This is a genomic window from Streptomyces gilvosporeus (assembly GCF_002082195.1).
In the GTDB taxonomy this organism is placed as follows: Bacteria; Actinomycetota; Actinomycetes; order Streptomycetales; family Streptomycetaceae; genus Streptomyces; species Streptomyces gilvosporeus.
Map to the genome: position 1 here is coordinate 4,169,200 of NZ_CP020569.1, position 15,004 is coordinate 4,184,203.

15 protein-coding genes are annotated in these 15,004 nt (G+C 72.1%); 5 read left to right on the plus strand and 10 right to left on the minus strand.

Annotated elements, in window-relative coordinates; genetic code table 11:
- Nucleotides 1-96: 96 nt before the first annotated feature.
- Together B1H19_RS18290 and B1H19_RS18295 are read left to right on the plus strand one after the other, a co-directional pair.
- Nucleotides 97-1,131 (plus strand): hydroxyacid dehydrogenase, encoded by a 1,035-nt coding sequence (locus tag B1H19_RS18290; protein ID WP_083105754.1) that lies wholly within the window; start codon nt 97-99, stop codon nt 1,129-1,131.
- A 91-nt stretch (nt 1,132-1,222) separates the two neighbouring features.
- Complete coding sequence (locus tag B1H19_RS18295; RefSeq protein ID WP_083105755.1) at nt 1,223-1,915, plus strand: ester cyclase; 693 nt, start codon at nt 1,223-1,225, stop codon at nt 1,913-1,915.
- Nucleotides 1,916-2,022: 107 nt separating this feature from the next.
- On the opposite strand, the gene groL is transcribed toward B1H19_RS18295, so the two are convergent.
- Both groL and groES read right to left on the minus strand, forming a co-directional pair.
- Nucleotides 2,023-3,645: a chaperonin GroEL gene (groL, locus tag B1H19_RS18300; RefSeq protein WP_083105756.1), complete on the minus strand. Its 1,623-nt coding sequence runs from the start codon at nt 3,643-3,645 to the stop codon at nt 2,023-2,025.
- 144 nt (nt 3,646-3,789) lie between these two features.
- Nucleotides 3,790-4,098 carry a co-chaperone GroES gene (gene groES / locus B1H19_RS18305; RefSeq protein ID WP_083105757.1) on the minus strand — a complete coding sequence of 103 codons (309 nt, stop codon included), beginning with the start codon at nt 4,096-4,098 and terminating at the stop codon, nt 3,790-3,792.
- 481 nt (nt 4,099-4,579) lie between these two features.
- Between groES and B1H19_RS18310 the strand changes: the two genes are divergently transcribed.
- Complete coding sequence (locus tag B1H19_RS18310; protein WP_083105758.1) at nt 4,580-5,974, plus strand: FtsW/RodA/SpoVE family cell cycle protein; 1,395 nt, start codon at nt 4,580-4,582, stop codon at nt 5,972-5,974.
- On the opposite strand, the gene B1H19_RS18315 is transcribed toward B1H19_RS18310, so the two are convergent.
- Complete coding sequence (locus tag B1H19_RS18315; protein WP_083105759.1) at nt 5,965-6,861, minus strand: polysaccharide deacetylase family protein; 897 nt, start codon at nt 6,859-6,861, stop codon at nt 5,965-5,967. The two genes, B1H19_RS18310 and B1H19_RS18315, sit on opposite strands and share 10 nt — an antisense overlap.
- A gap of 82 nt (nt 6,862-6,943) precedes the next feature.
- Here B1H19_RS18315 and B1H19_RS18320 point away from each other — a divergent pair, with 82 nt between their 5' ends.
- Entirely contained in the window at nt 6,944-8,200 is a 1,257-nt protein-coding gene (locus tag B1H19_RS18320) for a class I SAM-dependent methyltransferase (protein ID WP_083105760.1), read from the plus strand.
- Here the strand turns inward: B1H19_RS18320 and tsaD are convergent.
- Genes tsaD through tsaB form a run of 3 tightly spaced genes read right to left on the minus strand, consistent with a single transcriptional unit; the run spans nt 8,191 to nt 10,485 of the window.
- Nucleotides 8,191-9,306, minus strand: a complete 1,116-nt coding sequence (gene tsaD / locus B1H19_RS18325; protein WP_083105761.1) for a tRNA (adenosine(37)-N6)-threonylcarbamoyltransferase complex transferase subunit TsaD — start codon at nt 9,304-9,306, stop codon at nt 8,191-8,193. The two genes, B1H19_RS18320 and tsaD, sit on opposite strands and share 10 nt — an antisense overlap.
- Nucleotides 9,299-9,805, minus strand: a complete 507-nt coding sequence (gene rimI, locus B1H19_RS18330) for a ribosomal protein S18-alanine N-acetyltransferase (protein ID WP_083109727.1) — start codon at nt 9,803-9,805, stop codon at nt 9,299-9,301. The genes tsaD and rimI overlap by 8 nt, the downstream gene beginning before the upstream one ends.
- A gap of 20 nt (nt 9,806-9,825) precedes the next feature.
- On the minus strand, nt 9,826-10,485 hold the full coding sequence (gene tsaB, locus B1H19_RS18335; protein WP_083105762.1) for a tRNA (adenosine(37)-N6)-threonylcarbamoyltransferase complex dimerization subunit type 1 TsaB: 660 nt from the start codon (nt 10,483-10,485) through the stop codon (nt 9,826-9,828).
- A 112-nt stretch (nt 10,486-10,597) separates the two neighbouring features.
- On the opposite strand from tsaB, the gene B1H19_RS18340 reads away from it, so the two are divergent.
- Complete coding sequence (locus tag B1H19_RS18340) at nt 10,598-11,164, plus strand: hypothetical protein (RefSeq protein WP_107426042.1); 567 nt, start codon at nt 10,598-10,600, stop codon at nt 11,162-11,164.
- An 84-nt stretch (nt 11,165-11,248) separates the two neighbouring features.
- Here the strand turns inward: B1H19_RS18340 and B1H19_RS18345 are convergent, their stop codons facing one another.
- From B1H19_RS18345 to alr, 4 genes are all read right to left on the minus strand, one after another.
- Nucleotides 11,249-11,461, minus strand: a complete 213-nt coding sequence (locus B1H19_RS18345; protein ID WP_237289382.1) for a hypothetical protein — start codon at nt 11,459-11,461, stop codon at nt 11,249-11,251.
- A gap of 238 nt (nt 11,462-11,699) precedes the next feature.
- Entirely contained in the window at nt 11,700-12,233 is a 534-nt protein-coding gene (gene tsaE, locus B1H19_RS18350) for a tRNA (adenosine(37)-N6)-threonylcarbamoyltransferase complex ATPase subunit type 1 TsaE (RefSeq protein WP_083105765.1), read from the minus strand.
- A 60-nt stretch (nt 12,234-12,293) separates the two neighbouring features.
- Nucleotides 12,294-13,634 (minus strand): alpha/beta fold hydrolase, encoded by a 1,341-nt coding sequence (locus tag B1H19_RS18355; protein WP_107426044.1) that lies wholly within the window; start codon nt 13,632-13,634, stop codon nt 12,294-12,296.
- Nucleotides 13,631-14,944: an alanine racemase gene (gene alr, locus B1H19_RS18360; protein ID WP_083105766.1), complete on the minus strand. Its 1,314-nt coding sequence runs from the start codon at nt 14,942-14,944 to the stop codon at nt 13,631-13,633. Before alr ends, B1H19_RS18355 begins: the two co-directional genes overlap by 4 nt.
- Between the last annotated feature and the right edge of the window lie 60 nt (nt 14,945-15,004).

Consider the following 15,004-nt stretch of genomic DNA (forward strand, 5'->3'; position numbering starts at 1 on the left):
GCGCCAAGGCGCCCTCACCGGTTCTCGACGGTTCCAGGCGGCAGTCGTCGGCGGGGCTACCTCCCCACGAGCCCACGTGACGGCGACACTCGCGCCATGGATCCGACCGCCGACACCCCCGCCCGGCCCACGCTGCTGCTGTCGATGGGTCCCGGTATCGCCGACCAGCTGCTGACCGCCCGTCACCGCACCCGTCTGACGACCCTCGTCCGTACCGATCCCTGTCTCGTCGCGCACGCCCTCGCCCACCCCACCCCCGAGGTCGCCGCCGCGCTCGCCGACGCCGAGGTGCTCCTGACCTGCTGGGGTGCGCCGCCCCTGACCGAACGGGTGCTTGCCGCGGCGCCGCGGCTCCGGGCCGTCGTGCATGCCGCCGGATCGGTCAAACCGCTTGTCACCGACGCCTGTTGGGAGCGCGGTATCGCCGTCGCCTCGGCGGCTTCCGTCAATGCGCTGCCCGTGGCCGAATACGCCCTCGCCGCGATTCTCTTCGCCAACAAGCGTGTGCTGTATGCCGCACACCGCTATCGCACCTCGCGCGCCCGGTACGACTGGCAGCGCGAGATGACCGGCGCCGGTAATTACGGCCGCACCGTCGGCGTCGTCGGGGCGTCGCGGATCGGCCGGCGTCTCATCGAGCTGCTGCGGCCGTTCGACCTGCGGGTTCTGTTGCACGATCCGTACGTCGACGCGGCCGGGGCCGACCGGCTGGGCGCGACGGCGGTGTCCCTCGACACCCTCTGCGCCGACAGCGGCATCGTCACCGTGCACGCCCCGCAGTTGCACGCCACCCGCCATCTGGTCGGCGCGCGCGAGCTGGCCCTGATGCCGGACGGTGCCACCCTGATCAATACCGCCCGCGGCTCCCTGGTCGATGAAACGGCCCTGCTTCCCGAGCTGCTGTCCGGGCGCCTCCATGCGGTCCTGGATGTCACGGACCCCGAACTCCCGCCTGCCGACTCCCCGTTGTACGACCTCCCGAACGTCCTGCTCACCCCGCATATCGCCGGTTCGCTGGGCGGCGAACTGCACCGCCTGGCCGACTGGGCGCTGGACGAGGTGGCGCGGTTCGCGGCCGGTCTGCCGTTCGCGGACCCGGTGCATCCGACGGCTCAGGACCGCTCCGCCTGATCACAGAGCGCCTGATCACAGAGAAGAGGAACGCCTGGAAGGGGGCATTCCTCACTAAAATGGACGTGTCCCACCCAGTCCGGGAGGCGCCATGAAATTCGTACAGATAATCGACTACAAGACCGAGCGGCCCGACGGCATGAACACCCTCATGGACAAGTGGGTCGAGCAGACCAAGGGCAAACGGACCGCCACCCACAGCCTCGTCGGGCAGGACCGGACCGATGCGTCGCACTACGTCGAGATCGTCGAATTCCCCTCGCACGAAGAGGCGATGAAGAACTCCCACCTCCCGGAGACCGACCGGCTCTTCCAGGAGATGGTGGCGCTCTGCGACGGGATGCCGTCCTTCACCGACCTCGATGTCGTCCGGGACGAACAGTTGAACACCGCAACCGCCCGCCGGGTCTTCGAAGAGATCTGCGTCGCGGGCGATCTCGACATCGTCGGCCAGGTGTACGCGCCCGACTACCGGGACCACGACGTGCTGAAGGAGGCGGAGACCGTGACCGGTTCCGACGTCATCCGCGAGGACGTCACCCACTGGCGCGCCGCCTTCGACTTCGCCTTCACCCTCCATGACCAGATCGCCCAGGGCGACGATGTCGTCACCCGGTGGACCTGGACCGGTCTGCACAAGGGCGCGTTCCTGGGCGTCCAGCCGACCGGCAAGCAGTGCACCATGACCGGGACCACGACCTTCCGGTTCCGTGACGGAAAGATCCAGGAAGGCTGGTGGCACTACGACGCCGTGGGCCTGATGCGGCAGCTGGGCGTGATCTGACCCGGGCCTTCACCCGAGCCCGCGCAAAGCAAGGGCCCCTGTCCCCGCCGCTGACGAGCGGGGACAGGGGCCTGCCGCCGGCCGCCGGCCGGCTGCACAGCTGTGCGTCAGTGCGCGTGACCGTGGCCGTGACCGGCCTCGGCCTCTTCCTCTTCCTTCTTCTCGACGACCAGGGTCTCGGTCGTCAGGAGCAGGGAGGCGATGGAGGCGGCGTTCTCCAGGGCGGAGCGGGTGACCTTGACCGGGTCGATGACGCCGGCCTTGACCAGGTCGCCGTACTCGCCGGTGGCGGCGTTGAAGCCCTGGCCCTTGTCCTGCTCGGCGACCTTGGCGGTGATCACGTAGCCCTCGAGGCCCGCGTTCTCGGCGATCCAGCGCAGCGGCTCGACGGCGGCGCGACGGACGACGGCGACACCGGTGGCCTCGTCGCCCTCCTTGCCGAGGTTGCCGTCCAGCACCTTCACGGCGTGGACGAGCGCGGAGCCACCACCGGAGACGATGCCCTCCTCGACCGCGGCGCGGGTCGCGGAGATGGCGTCCTCCAGACGGTGCTTCTTCTCCTTGAGCTCGACCTCGGTGGCCGCGCCGACGCGGATGACGCAGACGCCGCCGGCGAGCTTGGCCAGGCGCTCCTGGAGCTTCTCGCGGTCCCAGTCCGAGTCGGTGGTCTCGATCTCGGCCTTGATCTGGGCGACGCGGCCCTCGACGTCGGCGCTGTTGCCGCCGCCGTCGACGATGGTGGTGTCGTCCTTGGTGACGGTCACGCGGCGGGCGGTGCCCAGCACGTCCAGACCGGCCTGGTCGAGCTTGAGGCCGACCTCCTCGGCGATGACGGTGGCACCGGTGAGGGTGGCCATGTCGCCGAGCATCGCCTTGCGGCGGTCACCGAAGCCGGGGGCCTTGACGGCCACCGCGTTGAAGGTGCCGCGGATCTTGTTGACGACGAGGGTGGACAGGGCCTCGCCCTCGACGTCCTCGGCGATGATCAGCAGCGGCTTGGAGCCACCGGCCTGGATGACCTTCTCCAGCAGCGGCAGCAGGTCCTGGATGGAGGCGATCTTGCCCTGGTGGATGAGGATGTAGGGGTCCTCGAGGACGGCCTCCATGCGCTCCTGGTCGGTGACCATGTAGGGCGACAGGTAACCCTTGTCGAAGGCCATGCCCTCGGTGAAGTCCAGCTCCAGACCGAAGGTGTTGGACTCCTCGACGGTGATGACACCGTCCTTGCCGACCTTGTCCATCGCCTCGGCGATCAGCTCGCCGACCTGCTTGTCCTGCGCGGAGAGCGCGGCCACGGCGGCGATGTCGGACTTGTCGTCGATCGGGCGGGCGGTGGCCAGCAGCTCGTCGGAGACAGCCTTGACCGCCGCGTCGATGCCCTTCTTCAGGGCGGCCGGGGAGGCACCCGCGGCGACGTTGCGCAGGCCCTCGCGGACCAGCGCCTGGGCCAGCACGGTGGCGGTGGTGGTGCCGTCACCCGCGATGTCGTTGGTCTTGGTCGCCACCTCCTTGACGAGCTGGGCGCCCAGGTTCTCGTACGGGTCCTCGACCTCGACCTCGCGGGCGATGGTGACACCGTCGTTGGTGATGGTCGGGGCACCGAACTTCTTGTCGATGACGACGTTGCGGCCCTTGGGGCCGATCGTCACCTTGACCGTGTCGGCCAGCTTGTTGACGCCGCGCTCAAGGGCGCGACGGGCGTCCTCGTCGAACTTCAGAATCTTCGCCATGAGTTGCTCTAAGTCCTCTCGTCGCGATCGTCGGCCTCGCCGCCGGGACCGCTATCGCTCATGTCGCTCATACGAACTGCGCCCCTGCCCCGGTCGGTGAGAACGCGGGAACCAGGGGCGCAGATCAAGGCAAAACTCGGTGAATTACTTCTCGATGACCGCGAGCACGTCGCGGGCCGAGAGGACGAGGTACTCGTCGCCGTTGTACTTCACCTCGGTGCCGCCGTACTTGCTGTAGAGAACGACGTCACCGACCTTGACGTCGAGCGGCAGGCGCTCGCCGTTCTCGAAGCGGCCCGGGCCCACGGCGAGGACGGCGCCCTCCTGGGGCTTCTCCTTCGCGGTGTCCGGGATGACCAGGCCCGAAGCCGTGGTCTGCTCGGCGTCGAGCGGCTGGACCACGATGCGGTCCTCAAGCGGCTTGATGGCAACCTTGGAGCTGGCGGTCGTCACGATCCGACCTCCCCCTTCGGAGATCTCACGGGGTTAACTGTCTGAGGTGGCGACCAGGTGGATCCGTCGTCGCGGGTGCCGGACCTGCCCGTCGCGCGTAGTTGGCACTCCCCGGTGGAGAGTGCCAACGCTGACACTATGACGCGGTTAGCACTCGGTCAAGCGGAGTGCCAATCGGGGTCCCGGCCTGTCGCCCGGGCAGGGCGAATACCGGCCGCGGGGTGCAGGAATTCGGACACACCTCTCGCATCGGTGGCAACCGTACGCACCGCACCCACGTCTTTTCCCGGGACTGCCGAACCGGATCCGGCCCTGCCGCCAGGGCCCGCGACTGCATGCCGGACGATGTAGACCGACGACGTACCCCCCTTCCCCGAGGTCTCCAGGACCAGGGCAGACCCCACAGCGGAGGACTCGCGTGCGCGGACCGACCAGCGCTTTCCGGGCTGTCCGGAGAAGGGAGAGCGACGTCGAGAGCACCATGACCTTCGCCGCTCTCGCCCAGGCTCCGGACCGCCGCCGGACCGAGGCCTGGCTGCTCGCCCTCGTCGTGCTGATCGCCGTCTTCGGCTACGCCTACGCCGGCCTGTCGATGACCGGCCGGCTCCCGTCCGGCCTGCCCCTCTTCACCGTCGCGATGCTCTCGGTCGCCTGGCTGCCGCACCTGGTGCTGCGCCGCTTCGCGCCCCGCGCCGACCCGCTGCTCCTGCCGCTGACGACGCTGCTGACCGGGCTCGGGCTGGTACTGCTGAGCCGCCTGGACATCACCTACAAGGCGCACCCCGGGCTCCAGACACCGCCGGCGGCCACCGGCCAGCTGGTGTGGACCGGGATCGGGGTGGCGGCCTGCACGGGAGTGCTGGTCCTGCTGCGCGACTACCGGCGGCTCCAGCGCTACCTCTATCTGACGATGGCGGTCGCCCTGGTGCTGCTGATGGCCCCGGCCTTCTCCCACGGCGACACCTACGGCGCCAAGCGCTGGATCTTCATCGGGCCGCTCTCGCTCCAGCCCGGCGAATTCGTCAAGATCGCGATAGCCGTCTTCTTCGCCGGCTACCTGACGCTCAACCGCAACGCCCTGGCGCTGACCGGCCGTCGCGTCCTGGGCATGCGGCTGCCCCCGGGGCGGCAGCTCGGGCCGATCTTCACCATCTGGGCCATCAGCCTCATGGTGCTGATCTTCGAACGGGACCTGGGCACCTCGCTGATCTTCTTCGGGGTGTTCGTGATCATGCTGTACGTGGCGACCGAGCGCACCAGCTGGGTGGTCTGCGGCCTGCTGATGGCCGTGGTCGGCGCGGGGGCCGTCGGCTCGCTCGAACCGCATGTGCACGGGCGGGTCACCGCCTGGCTGGACCCCATGGCCGCCTTCACCCCCGAGGGAATGAAGGCCGGACTGTCGCAGCAGCTGGGTGAGGCGCTCTTCAGCTTCGGCACCGGGGGCGTCGGCGGCACCGGGCTGGGCCAGGGCCATCCCGAACTGATCCGCTTCGCCGCCAACAGCGACTTCATCCTCACCACCGTCGGCGAGGAGCTGGGCCTGGCCGGGTTGATGGCCGTCCTGATGCTCTACGTACTGCTCGCCCAGCGCGGGCTGCGGGTGGCCCTGTCCTCCCGCGACCCCTTCGGCAAGCTGCTGGCCGTCGGGCTCGCCAGCGCGCTGATGCTCCAGGTCTTCGTCGTCTCCGGCGGCGTCACCGGCCTGATCCCGCTCACCGGCAAGGCGTTGCCCTTCCTCGCCAAGGGAGGCTCGTCGCTCGTCGCGAACTGGGTGATGGTCGGGCTGCTGCTGCGCATCAGCGACACCGCCCAGCGCCGCCGCGAGCCGGAGGGGCCGCGGCCGCGCCGGGCGGACCGCCTGGCGCCTCAGACGTAGTCCTCCAGCCGCCCGACGGCGAAGCCCTGGTCATGGGCGGTGCGCAGGGCGCGCAGCGCGGCCGCCGCCAGCAGCGGCCGGTGCTCACCGGGGTGGACGTCGATGCGGAGCAGGACGATGTCGCCGGGGTGCAGCCGGTGGTCGTGTTCGCGGTAGGCGACCTTGCCGGGGGACGCCTCCTCGTTCCACAGCGGTACGACCTTGGCGCCGCAGGCGGCCGCCATCTTCAGGGTGTCGCGGCTGTAGGCGCCGAACGGCGGCCGGAACAGGCGCGGCCGCTCCCTGCCGTTGCCCCGCAGCGCGTCCTGCAAGCGGCAGATCGCGGTGCGCTGCTCGGCGGGGCGCAGGTGGTCCAGCGGATGCCCGTGCGAGGTGGTCAACGCCGTGAAGGGCACGTCGAGTTCCCGCATCACCCGGACGAACGCGGAGTCCTTGGCGGCGCCGTCGTCGACCGTCAGGAACACCACCTTGGCGCGGGTCGGCACCCGGGTGATCACCGCGGGCAGGCCCTCCCCGTCGCCTCGGGCCAGCTTCGGCTCGGTCCTCAGGAACGGTTTGAAGGCCGGCGGCCGCGGTTCGCTGAACGGCGCCCCGGGCAGCCCGTAGTGCTGCGCCGCCGTCACCTGCCGCACATGGGAGTCGACCATCCTGCGGGCCTGGGAGTGCAGTGCGCGGGCGTCGGGCGCGACGACGACGGGACCGGCCGGCACGTTGTCCAGCAGGTCCTCGCCGTGCACGCCGCAGCCGGCGGCCAGCATTCCGAGTACGGAGAGGGCCGCCAGGCCCCGAGCCCTGGCGGCGGCCCCCGTGGCCGCACCCTCGTCCGTACCCGCGTGCACGGCGGTGCCGCGCACCGCACCGGTTCGGAAAAATCTGACAATCTGCATAAACCGGATCTTGGCATCGGATCGACGCCATAGGGCGGCGACACAACCCACCACGCCGGAGCGGTCAGCCGACTGGCCCACAATGGGGCAGGTGACCGACCTCGACACCTTCTCCGCACTGCTCGCCCCCGAGGGGCAGGAGCTGCTGACCGCCCTGCGCGACCACGACCCGGCCGACGACCTGACCGTCGCGACCCGGCTGCGCCGCAGCCACCCCGCGCCCCTGGTGTCCGCCGCGCTCGGCCAGGCGCGGCTGCGACAGCGCGCGGCGGCGAAGTTCGGGGACGACGCCCGGCGGATGTACTTCACGCCGAACGGGGTCGAGCAGTCCACCCGCGCCACGGTGGCCGCCCACCGCGCCGCCCGGCTCGCCGCCCTCGGCGTCCGTACGCTGGCCGACCTGTGCTCCGGCATCGGCGGCGACGCCCTCGCCCTGGCCCGCGCCGGGATCTCCGTCCTCGCCGTCGACCGCGACCCCCTGGCCTGCGCCGCCGCCCGCGCCAACGCCGAGGCCCTGGGGCTGGCCGACCGGATCGAGGTGCGCTGCGCGGATGTGACGGAGGTGGACACCGCCGGATACGACGCGGTGTTCGTCGACCCGGCGCGGCGGAGCAAGGCCCGCGGCGGCCGGATTTTCGACCCCGAGGCGTATTCCCCGCCGCTCTCCTGGGCGATCGAGGCGGCCCGTACGGCTCCCTACGCCGCGCTGAAGATCGCCCCCGGCGTCCCGCACGAGGCGCTCCCGGACGACGCCGAGACGGAGTGGATCTCCGACGGCGGCGACGTCAAGGAGGCGGTGGTCTGGTTCGGCCGCGGCACCCGCCCCGGCGGCCGCCGCGCCACCCTCCTGCCCGGCGGCGCCACCCTGCTGGGCGCCGGCCTGCCCGACCCGCCCACCCGTCGCCCGACCACCACCCCGGCCGGAGGTGCTTCGCACCGCCCCCCTGTTGGCCCCGTCGGCCGCTATCTGTACGAGCCGGACGGCGCCGTCATCCGGGCCCACCTGGTGGCCGACGTGGCGCAGCAGGTCGGCGGCCGCCTGATCGACCCGACCATCGCGTACATCACGGCCGACGAGCTGACGCCGACGCCGTACGCCACCGCTTACGAGATCACCGACGTCCTCCCCTTCAACGTCAAGAAGCTGCGCGCCCTGCTGCGCGAACGCGAGGTCGGCATCGCGGTGATCAAGAAGCGGGGGTCGGCGGTGTCACCGGAGGAGCTGCGCAAGAAGCTGAAGCTCGGCGGCGGCACGCGGTCCTGCACGATCTTCCTGACCCGGGCCGCGGGCGCACCCACGATGCTGCTGGGGCACCCGGCCGGGGACGGTCAGGAGTAGAGGTTCTGCTTGCTCAGCTCGTGCACATGGTCATGGGTGTGACCGTGCCCATGGGCATGACCCTCCCCCGGCACATGCGTCTCCGTGACCGGCAACGACGAATCCGCCGACAGCCCCCAGTCCGAGGACGGCCGGTTGCGGGCCACCATCTCTGCGCCCAGGGCCGCGACCATCGCACCGTTGTCGGTGCACAGCTTGGGGCGCGGGACCCGCAGGGTGATGCCGGCGGCCTCGCAGCGGTGCTGGGCCAGGGCGCGCAGGCGGGAGTTGGCGGCGACGCCGCCGCCGATCATCAGGTGGTCGACGCCGTGGTCCTTGCAGGCCCGTACGGCTTTACGGGTCAGCACGTCCACCACGGCCTCCTGGAAGGACGCCGAGACATCCGCCACCGGGACGTCCTCGCCGGCCGATCGCTTGGCCTCGATCCAGCGGGCGACCGCGGTCTTCAGGCCGGAGAAGGAGAAGTCGTAGACCGGGTCGCGGGGGCCGGTCAGCCCGCGCGGGAAGCGGATGGCGTCCGGGTCGCCCTCGCGGGCGTAGCGGTCGATGACCGGGCCGCCGGGGAAGCCGAGCTGGAGGACCCGCGCGATCTTGTCGAACGCCTCGCCGGCCGCGTCGTCGATGGTCGAGCCCAGCGGGCGGACGTCCGAGGTGATGTCGGGGGCCAGCAGGAGCGAGGAGTGGCCGCCGGAGACCAGCAGGGCCATGGTCGGCTCCGGCAGCGCGCCGTGTTCGAGCTGGTCGACGCAGATGTGCGAGGCCAGGTGGTTGACGCCGTAGAGCGGCTTGCCCAGGGCGTAGGCGTACGCCTTGGCGGCCGAGACGCCGACCAGCAGCGCGCCCGCGAGGCCGGGGCCCGCGGTGACCGCGATGCCGTCGAGGTCGCTCGCCGCCACCCCGGCGTCCTTCAGGGCCCGTTGGATGGTGGGGACCATCGCCTCCAGATGCGCCCGCGAGGCCACCTCGGGGACGACGCCGCCGAAGCGGGCGTGTTCGTCGACGCTGGAGGCGACCGCGTCGGCCAGCAGGGTGTGGCCTCGGACGATGCCGACTCCGGTCTCGTCGCAGGAGGTCTCGATGCCGAGGACGAGCGGTTCGTCAGCCATGGGTCGGGTTTCCTTGGGTTCCGTGTGCGGGATCTGCGGGGGGTGCGGTCGACTCGGCGGCCGCGGGTATCAGGCGCATGACCAGGGCGTCGACGTTGCCCGGCTGGTAGTAGCCGCGCCGGAAGCCGATCGGCTCGAAGCCGAAACGCTCGTAGAGGCGCTGTGCGCGGAGGTTGTCCACCCGTACCTCCAGCAGCACCTCGCGGCACTCGAAGGCGGTGGCGGCCGAGAGCAGGGCGGTCAGCAGGCGGGCGCCGAGGCCGGTGCCCCACTGGTCGCGGGCGGTGGCGATGGTCTGGATGTCGCCGGTGCCGTCGATGGCGCACAGGCCGCCGTAGCCGACGAGGCGGCCGGCCAGTTCGGCGACGAGGTAGCGACGGGTGGCGGCCGCGCCGCGCGCATGGGCCAGCTCCGACCAGAACATCCCCTCCGACCACGCGTCCTCGGGGAACAGGTCGAGCTCCAGCGCCAGCACCGGTTCGATGTCCCACCAGCGCATCTCGCGCAGAACGGGGCCAGTCACTTGGGGGTGACCACCTTGTAGTTGGCGGGGACCTGGGCGTCGGGACGGCGCAGATACAGCGGCCGGTCGGGCAGGAACTCCTCGCCCGCCGCGAGCTTTTCGGCGGCGAGGGAGGCGAGCGCGGCCGCGGATTGGTGCTCGGGGCCCTCGCGCCGTACGCCGGTGAAGACCTCGTCGTAGAGCAGGGCGCCCGCGCCCACGGCCGGCACCCCGGCCACCTGGTCGGCGATATCGGCGGGGCGGTCCACGGCGGGCTCGGTCACCCGCGTGCGGGCGTTGGCGTATCTCGCCCAGTAGACCTCCTTGCGGCGGGCATCCGTCGCCACCACGAAGGGCTCCTCCAGTCCGGAGGCGTGGGCGATGCCGTCGAGCGAGCACAGGCCGTGCACGGGGACGCCGAGGACGGACCCGAAGGTCGCGGCCGTGACCAGGCCGACGCGCAGGCCCGTGTACGGGCCGGGCCCGACGCCGACCACGATGTCGCTGACCGCGTCGAGCTTCCGGCCGGCCTGGGCCAGCACCGCATCGACGGCGGGCAGCAGCAGCTCGCCGTGCCGGCGGGCGTCGACCTGGCGGGACTCGGCCAGCACACGGGAGCCGTCGTGCAGGGCGACGGTGACGGCGGGGGTGGCGGTGTCAAGAGCAAGCAGCAGCACGCCTTAAGCCTACGGCGCGGCCGGAGGGGCCCGGTGCGTCGGCCGGAGCCGCCCCTTGCGGTGCTACCGTCGGCCCGTACGTATGCCCGGCGGCTGGAAAGGTGGCACAGCGGTGCCCGCTAAGAGCAGCACGATCGTCACCGCTCTGACCGTGGCCGCCCTGGCCGCGGTCGGCTTCCTCGGCTACCAGGCCGATGCGTCCGCCCCGGACCACCTCGCGGCCCGCGGCGAGAGCACGGGCGCCGGGCACTCCGCGCAGCACGGCCGCTCCGCGAAGAAGGACCGCACCCCGCACCCCGCCGCGATCCCGGCCGCGTCCGGCACCGGCCAGCGGGTGGTCTACTCCCTGGGCGCCAGGCGGGTGTGGCTGGTGGACGCGCACGGCAAGGCGCTGCGGACGTACCAGGTCACGCCCAGCACGGTCAGCCCGGCGGCCGGGAGCTACCGGGTCACCCAGCGCTCGGTGAGCCTGACCGGCTCGGACGGTCTCGCCATCGAGCATGTGGTGCTGTTCGCCAAGACCGACGGCGTGGTGATCGGCTTCAGCGCGGCGGTCGACGGCACCGTCCCGAAGCCGTCACCGACCAAGCGGACCGGCGGGGTGCGGGAGTACCGGGCCGACGGCAAGGCGATGTGGGACTTCGCACTGATCGGCACGAAGGTCGTCGTGGTCGCCTGAGGGCCTCACGTGACGGGCTGACCTGAGGGGCCGAGGGGGCTCCCGGCGCGTCGTCCGGCCGTCGTACGACTTCGCCCCTATGGGCTATGCGGCGTCGCGGCCCTTGGTGGACGCGGGGCCTTCCGGCTCGGGCTGCCGGTCCGTACGGCTCTGCGCCGCGGCATCGGGCGGTGTGGAGACGGCGCTGGCCGCGGCGCACGCCGCCAGCAGCTGGTTCATCGTCGGCGGCTGCTCGGGCGCCGCGCGGTCGGCGCGCCGGTCCGCCGGAACGGGGACGCCCCCGCGCCCGTCAGGCATGGGGGAAGGCTGATGGGCCGACATGGACGCCTCCCGGGCTTCTGGAACAAGCGGCGGCCCGGCCGGCAACTTAGGCTGACCTAACCGGGACTCTCCCCACCCATGTGACCACGCGCGGTACCACCGGCGCAACATCATGCCGACGCCTTGTCGGAAACTACGGGCAACGGGGTGCGCTACGGGGTGACGGGCGTGCGCCACGGGCCGGAGCGGGTGTGCGGGACCGGACGGCCGGGCGTCAGCCGTTCTCCAGGCGACCCAGGCCCGCATCCGCCCAGCGCGGCCCGATCCCGGTGACCGTCACCTCGCGCACATCGTCCACCTCGGCCTCCGGGGGCGCGTCGAGGGCCGGCCCGTCGGCGCCCACCGTGCGCCCGATCACGACATGCAGCCGGTCCTCGGACAGGTCCTCGACCTTGCCGTCGCCCCACTCCACGACCACCACCGACTCCGGCAGCGAGACATCGAGGTCCAGGTCCTCCATCTCGTCGAGGCCGCCGCCCAGGCGGTAGGCGTCGACGTGCACCAGGGCGGGCCCGCCGGTCAGCGAGGGGTGCACGCGGGCGATGACGAAGGTGGGCGAGGTCACCGCGCCGCGAACGCCCAGGCCCTCGCCCAGGCCGCGGGTCAGCGTCGTCTTGCCCGCGCCCAGCTCACCGCTGAGCAGCACCAGATCGCCGGGGCGCAGCAAGGAGGCCAGTCTGCGGCCCAACTCCTGCATCTGGTCGGGGGACTTGACGGTGACATGGGCAATCGCTCCGGTGGTGCTCATGCCGCAAATGGTACGGCCCGGACGCGCCCGGGTCGCCGACCCCGCTCCCGGGCCCGTCTCTCAGGCCCGGGCCGAGCGCGAGCCGCGGGCCGCGGCGCTGGCCCGTTCCACCAGCGACACCAGCTGGTCGTTGACCAGCTCGGGCCGCTCCAGCATCACCAGATGCCCGGCGCCGGGAACCTCCAGATGTTCGGCGTGCGGCAGCAGCTCGGCGATGGTGCGGCTGTGGTCGGCGGGGGTGATCAGATCCCGCTCCCCGGCGAGCACCAGCGCCGGTTTGGTGTCGTAGGACACCACCGCATCGGTTTTGTCGTGAACGGCGAAGGCCGGATAGAACTCGGCGACCACATCGATCGGGGTCGCCTCGATCAGCCGCTCGGCGAACCGTGCGACCCCGGGGTCCACCTGCTCGGGCGTCCCGAACGAATACCGCTTGATCAGCCCGGCGAACAGATCGGCGGTGGCCCGCCGCCCCCGCTCGACGATGTCGCTCTGCGAGCCCAGCGCCTTGAGCAGGCCCGGGGCCAGGGCGTGGAACGCCTTCACGCCCATCGACGGCAGCCCGTAGGACACCTCGCTCAGCCGGCCCGCCGAGGTGCCGATCAGCGCCACCCCGGCCACCCGCTCCGCGACGAACTCGGGGAACTGGTCGGCCAGCGCCATCACCGTCATGCCGCCCATGGAGTGCCCGACCAGCACGATCGGCCCCTCGGGCACCGCGGTGTCCAGCACCGCCTTCAGATCCCGGCCCAGCAGATCGATGGTGACCGGATCCGTACCGTCGATCTGGCCGTGGCCGCGCGCCGAGCGGCCGTGGCTGCGCTGGTCCCAGTGGACGGTGCGGACGATGCCGCGCAGCGCGGCGCGCTGGAAGTGCCAGGAGTCCTGGGTCAGGCAGTAGCCGTGGCTGAAGACGACGGTCGGGGCCACCGCGCGGCGGCCCAGCGCCGTCAGCAGTCTTTTGCGGACGCCCTGCGTGCCCGCTCCGGCCGGTACGGCGCGGGTGTCGTCCTTGCCGTTCTTCGCGCCCTTGGCGCCCTTGCCGTTCTTCGCGTTCTTGGCGTTCTTGGCCGGCTTGCCGCCGTTGCCCGTCGCGCCCGGCAGCTCGCCCGGCTCGTCCACCTCGTAGTACAGCTCGGTGCCGTCCTCGGCGACCGCCGCGCCCGGGGTGCCGCGCAGGGTGCCGTACGGGCCCTCGGCGTCCAGCGCCAGCCGGGCCCGCCGCCGCATCCCGCGGCCCACCGTCAGCCGCTCTATCGCCACCCCGGCCGCCGCACCCGCCGCGATCACGCCGATCGCGGCGCCCGCGATGCCCGCGTGCCGCCCGGCCCGCGCCCAGTTGCCCACCGAATCGGCCGCCGTCTCCAGCGCCTTGGCGGCCACGTCCTGGCCGTCGTTCATACCGCACCCCCCGTACCCTTCGGATCCCCTTCGGTATCGGTGTCCACGGCACATGTATCCATGCCGGCCGCATCCATGTCAGGCGTATGCCGCACAGACGCCTGCGCGACCGGCATATTCACGTCACCGGCGCGCCGCGCGCCACCGGCGTCCGCACCCGGGCCGTCCGGGGCGTCGGTGTCCACATACAGCCGCGGCACCCGCGAGCCGATCCTGGTGACGATCTCGTAGCCGATGGTGCCGGCCGCGCGGGCCCAGTCCTCGGCGATCGGCTCGCCGCGGTCGCCCGGCCCGAACAGCACCGCCGTATCGCCCGGCTCGGCGACGTCCCCGTCCAGATCGACCACGAACTGGTCCATCGCCACCCGTCCGGCGACGGTGCGCCGCTTGCCCGCCACCAGCACCGGGCCGGTGCCGGAGGCGTGCCGCGGGATGCCGTCGGCATAGCCGAGCGGGACCAGCGCGAGGGTGGTGTCACCGGGGGTCGTGTAGTGGTGCCCGTAGGAGACGCCGTGGCCGCCCGGGGCGCGTTTGACCGACGCCAGCGACGCCTCCAGGGTCATCGCGGGGCGCAGCCCGAAGTCCTGGGGTGTGCCCAGGTCGGCGTTGGGCGAGACGCCGTAGATGCCGATTCCGGCGCGCACCAGGTCGTAGTGCGACTCGGGGAGGGTCAGCAGCGCCGGGGTGTTGGCCAGATGCCGTACCTCGGGGCGCAGCCCGGCGGCCTCGGCGACGGCCAGCGCGTCCTGGAAGGCGGCCAGCTGGAGCGCGATCGAGGGATGGCCGGGCTCATCGGCGCAGGCGAAGTGGGACCACACCCCGGTGATCCTGACGGCGCCGTCGGCCTCGGCCTTGGCGGCCGCCGCGGTCAGCTCGGGCCAGTCGGCGGGCTGGCAGCCGTTGCGGCCCAGCCCGCTGTCGGTCTTGAGCTGGACCCGGGCCGTACGGCCGCAGGCGCGGGCCGCCTCGGTGACCTCGCGCAGCGCCCACAGACCGCTGACCGTCACATCGATGTCCTGCTCGATGGCACGGGCCCACGGGCCGCCCGGTGTCCACAGCCAGCACAGCAGCCGGCCGGTGTCACCGGCCGCGCGCAGCGCGAACGCCTCCTCGGGCAGGGCGGTGCCCAGCCAGGCCGCTCCCGCTTCGCGGGCGGCGCGGGCACAGGGCACCGCGCCGTGTCCGTAGCCGTCGGACTTGACGACGGCCATCAGCTCTGCACCGGGTGCGCGGCCTCGCAGCGTACGCACATTCGACCGCACGGCGGCGAGGTCGATCACGGCGCGGGCCCGCTTCGCTGTCTCGTTCATCCCCCTCAGTGTCGCAGGCGGGCCCGCGCCGTCCCGGGCCACCGGCACGAAAAGGCGCGT